Consider the following 4,314-nt stretch of genomic DNA (forward strand, 5'->3'; position numbering starts at 1 on the left):
TATACAAGGGCTACAGCGAACGTAAAATATTTAAAATATTTAAAATATATATAAAAAGCGCTTCGCTATTTTTTTTTCTTATTAAAAGATAAAAAATCACTGTTTATCATTCTAGTAAACAACATCTAAACCACAAATTAATTCTATTCTTCATACTTAGATTTACGTTTTTCAATTTCAATTGTTGATAGTTTCTTATTAGATTTTGACCATTTTGTTAAACCATCTAGTACATCAAGAAAAAGATTACGTTGCTTGAAATAGTTTTCTTGATGCTTGGCAACCTCTTTAAATATTTCGCTGTGTTTAACCTGTTTTACAAAGGTTATATTATTAATAATTATATTTTGGATTTGCTCAGGTGTAAGAGATTCAATATCCTTATTCAGTTTTTTAAAAGCAGCCAATACAGCACCACCTAACTCATATTTACGCCTATTTTGCTCATTACGCCTTTTTTGAGCTTCAGATATAGATTTCCCTGATTTCTTTAAAACATCGCGTCTACGCTCATTTTCAAGCCTTATACGATCATTTAAAACGGCCTTTTGGATCTTCATGTAAGATTCTAATGCTCGATCTAAGCGAAAAAAGTCCTCTCGCTCTTGTCTGTTCTTTTCTAATGCTAAAATCTCAAGTTCATTTTCAAACAACTTTTGCTGATTTTTCTCTTTGAGTTTGATTTGTTCTAGTAATCCTTGTCTCTGTTGAAAGAGCAGTTTTTCTCGATCTGCTGATTTCAGAACTTTCATTTCAGCTTCATCAAAATCTTGCTCAGCTCTTTGTAATAGATTTAAAGCATTTTCTTGATTCTTTTTTATGAAAGGTAAGCTTCGGATAAAAAGAAGGAGTTCACTTAGATCAGACGATGAAAGCACTTTTGCAGGTCGACCACGTTGAGCCATAATTTTCTCGAACATTGAAAGGGTAGAAAACTGATCACTCTAGACTAGCATATGCTATCGTGAGAATATTTAAATAAATGTGAGAACAAATTATTTAAATATTTAGCTCGTTTCCGTGTTTCTAAATAAGCTAAAATAACAGAGTTATTTTAGCTTATTTAGAAACACTTCAACTTCGCTCTACGAGGTTTTTAAACTATTGATATTAACGTAAAAAATATGAGCGTGTTTTTGAGAAAAATGATGAAACAGCTTTAAAAAAACTTGTTTCAACATAAATATATTGCTGTTACATCACAAATGAAAATTGTTTCAACATAAACCCCGAACTGTTTCACAATAAAGTAGGGATTGTTTCAACATAATTGATGACTGTTTCATCATATTCGTGGGATTTTATCAAAATATGAGCGCTATATTTTTTAAAATCGATCTATGATACTCCATACCGTAAAGCGAACAGCTGAGTTAAATCGATGTTTTATTGCAATCTTGAGCACATCATCAAAACACAGTCGAGCAAGACCAGTTCAAGAAAAAATAAAAGTACTGCGAAAGGACGCTTTCACTACATCACGCGAATAGCAGAATTTGCACGTTACAAAGAAAATAGTCAGGAAAAAGTTGAGTTTGTACAATCAGGCAATATGCCAACATTTGCAGAAGGAAAACCTGCGGAATTTTGGCAAGCTGCGGATCTATATGAACGAAAAAATGGCCGTGTCAGTTCAAGTCTAGTTGTCGCCCTACCGAAAGAACTCAGCACAAAACAACGAATTGAGCTTGCCGAACAATTTATTATAGAACTTGCAGATCGCTATCAATTTCCTTATACCTGCTCCATTCATACTCATGCCGGGAGCTTAGGTGGTGAAGAACAACCCCACTTACACTTCATGTATAGCGAAAGACATGTTGATGAAATTGATCGCACTGCAGAACAATTTTTTAAACGTTATAACCCTAAGCAACCCGAAAAAGGTGGTGCTCAAAAGCTGACTGCGGATGTATTAGGACTAGGTAAGGGACAACTTCAGTTATACAGAGAAAAGACCGAACAACTGATTAATCATAGCTTAGAGCGATATGCACCAACCAAGATTCTTGAGATCAAAGGGGTAAAGGTTGAAGTCCCTAGCTTCGTGAGCTGTCTATCTAATGAGGACTACAATAAGAAATATGGAACAGCCCTTCAGGAGGTTCCTATGATGAACAAATCGATTCGCTATGCTAAACCGAGTGATTTAGAGAAATACCAACAAAAACAAGAAATGACCGCAGAAATTAATCGTATCCGTGCTGAAAACCGCTATGAGTTATATAAACCGTATTATGAACTTGAGCTTGATAAACAAAGAAAATTAGAAAGAGAACAGCAGCATAATTATCAACAAACACAAACTAGGGACAATGGTGGCCCTAGTTTTTAATTATTTTACGGTGCTTGAATAGTCAGTTTTAAGCCAATGGCATTCACTACACGATTAATTGTATCAAAGCGAGGTGCTGAGTTCTGGCGTAATGCCTTATACAATGCTTCACGTCCAATACCAGCATCATTGGCGATTTGAGTCATTCCTCGTGCTTTAGCAATAACGCCTAGTGCATGAGCCAATTCAGCAGGATCATTGTCTTCAAGAACCATATTGAGATACATCACAATATCTTCTTCAGTTTTGAGGGACTCAGCCATATCAAAACTTGGTAAATCAGCAACTTTAACCATTTTAATCCTCCAATGTTTTGGATAGTTTGACTGCACGATCAATATCTTTCTGCTGGGTAGACTTTTCTCCACCACCAAGCATGACAATAATGACATCATTGTGCTTAATGTAATACATACGCCACCCTGGACCGAAGAACTCTCTCATTTCCCAAACACCCTCTTGCAGATGTTTGGTATCACCAAAATTTCCACGTTGAACTTTATCTAAGCGACGATTTAAACGGATTCTGGTCATATTGTCTTTAATACCATCTAACCATTCATCAAATTCAGGTAGACGTTTAATTTCAATCATGAGCATTCCTTTTTATCTTACCTATATTGTATTCGTTCGAATACAATATGCAAGAGAATTATTTTAATATGAGTTGATACAAGACAAATTTTTATCAGCATAACAGTCTATTTTTTTAGTCCATAACAGTTCTATTTATTCCGTATCTTCTGATTGTACTATTTTATTTTTAAAAGAATTATTTTAAATGTTTAAACCAATTTGAAAGTATAAAGAGCATTATTGTTATGGTTAATTTAAAAAGAATAAAAGAGGATTTCTCATATTCGGCTCTAATATCTGGACTACTCGCTGTTGTAATTTCATATGCTGGGCCTTTAGTTATTATTTTTCAAGCAAGCCAAGTTTCTCACCTTCCAGTCAATGTAATGTCATCTTGGGTATGGGCAGTTTCAATAGGGAGTGGATTATTAGGTATTATTCTCAGCTTTAGATATAAAGTTCCTATTATTACAGCTTGGTCAACACCTGGAGCTGCACTACTTGTTACCTCTTTAACTTCAATGAGTCTAAACGAAGCTATTGGTGTATATATCTGTGTTGGTATATGTACTTTAATCATTGGAATATCAGGTTTTTTTGACAAAGTTATTGATATAATTCCAAAAGGCTTAGCATCTGCACTACTTGCAGGGATTCTACTTAATTTTGGATTAGGAATATTTAAATCACTTCAGAGTAATTTTTATCTAGTAATTATTATGCTAGTTACTTACCTGATTTCAAAAAGGATAAATGCACGCTATTCCATAGCAGCTGTTCTTGTTTTTGGGTTATTTAGCTCAGTTATTATGGGAATGACTAATTTTACGGGGTTTCATTTATCTTTAGTAAAACCAATATTAATCATGCCTGAGTTTAGGTTACATTCACTTATTAGTTTAGGGATTCCTCTATTACTTGTAAGCTTAACTGGGCAGTTTATGCCAGGTATGGCTGTTCTTAGAACATCAAATTTTACTGTTAAATCAAGCCCAATCATTAGCTTATCTGGTGCTATTTCTATCCTATTCTCTTTCCTAGGAAGCCATGGTGTTAACTTAGCTGCGATTACTGCTGCAATCTGTACAGGGGAGGAATCTCATAAAGATAAGGATAAGAGATATATAGCAGGAATTTCGAGTGGTTTTTTCTATATTGTATTTGGCTTATTTAGCTCAGCAATAGCATTACTTTTTTCTGCGCTTCCCCATCAATTTATTGCTACTTTAGCAGGATTGGCATTAATTGGAGCAATTCTGAATGGTCTAGTTGGTGTTGTTACTGATACAAGTAATAGAGAGGCAAGTCTAATTACTTTTTTAACTACAGCATCTGGCATTACTTTCTTAGGTTTAGGATCTGCTTTTTGGGGCTTAATTTTTGGATATGTTGCTTACTTTATT

5 protein-coding genes are annotated in these 4,314 nt (G+C 34.3%); 2 read left to right on the forward strand and 3 right to left on the reverse strand.

Annotated features, from left to right (window positions below):
• Positions 1 to 143: 143 nt before the first annotated feature.
• On the reverse strand, positions 144 to 905 hold the full coding sequence (locus P256_RS06350; RefSeq protein ID WP_023272862.1) for a hypothetical protein: 762 nt from the start codon (positions 903 to 905) through the stop codon (positions 144 to 146).
• A 476-nt stretch (positions 906 to 1,381) separates the two neighbouring features.
• Here P256_RS06350 and P256_RS06355 point away from each other — a divergent pair, with 476 nt between their 5' ends.
• Positions 1,382 to 2,335, forward strand: a complete 954-nt coding sequence (locus P256_RS06355; RefSeq protein WP_023272863.1) for a MobA/MobL family protein — start codon at positions 1,382 to 1,384, stop codon at positions 2,333 to 2,335.
• 5 nt (positions 2,336 to 2,340) lie between these two features.
• Here P256_RS06355 and P256_RS06360 read toward each other — a convergent pair whose 3' ends face one another.
• Together P256_RS06360 and P256_RS06365 are read right to left on the reverse strand one after the other, a co-directional pair.
• Positions 2,341 to 2,631 carry an addiction module antidote protein gene (locus P256_RS06360; RefSeq protein WP_023272864.1) on the reverse strand — a complete coding sequence of 97 codons (291 nt, stop codon included), beginning with the start codon at positions 2,629 to 2,631 and terminating at the stop codon, positions 2,341 to 2,343.
• A gap of 1 nt (position 2,632) precedes the next feature.
• A complete protein-coding gene (locus P256_RS06365) occupies positions 2,633 to 2,929 on the reverse strand; it encodes a type II toxin-antitoxin system RelE/ParE family toxin (protein ID WP_023272865.1) in 297 nt (98 codons plus the stop codon).
• A gap of 227 nt (positions 2,930 to 3,156) precedes the next feature.
• On the opposite strand from P256_RS06365, the gene P256_RS06370 reads away from it, so the two are divergent.
• Positions 3,157 to 4,314 (forward strand): benzoate/H(+) symporter BenE family transporter (locus tag P256_RS06370; RefSeq protein WP_023272866.1); only part of this gene is annotated, 1,158 nt, incomplete at its 3' end.

Origin of the sequence: Acinetobacter nectaris CIP 110549 (assembly GCF_000488215.1) — a bacterium.
In the GTDB taxonomy this organism is placed as follows: Bacteria; Pseudomonadota; Gammaproteobacteria; order Pseudomonadales; family Moraxellaceae; genus Acinetobacter; species Acinetobacter nectaris.

Coding starts and splice junctions, on each gene's coding strand:
- P256_RS06350 (WP_023272862.1), bottom strand. CDS start 905: ATGGCTCAACGTGGTCGACCTGCAAAAGTGCTTTCATCGTCTGATCTA.
- P256_RS06355 (WP_023272863.1), top strand. CDS start 1,382: ATGTTTTATTGCAATCTTGAGCACATCATCAAAACACAGTCGAGCAAG.
- P256_RS06360 (WP_023272864.1), bottom strand. CDS start 2,631: ATGGTTAAAGTTGCTGATTTACCAAGTTTTGATATGGCTGAGTCCCTC.
- P256_RS06365 (WP_023272865.1), bottom strand. CDS start 2,929: ATGATTGAAATTAAACGTCTACCTGAATTTGATGAATGGTTAGATGGT.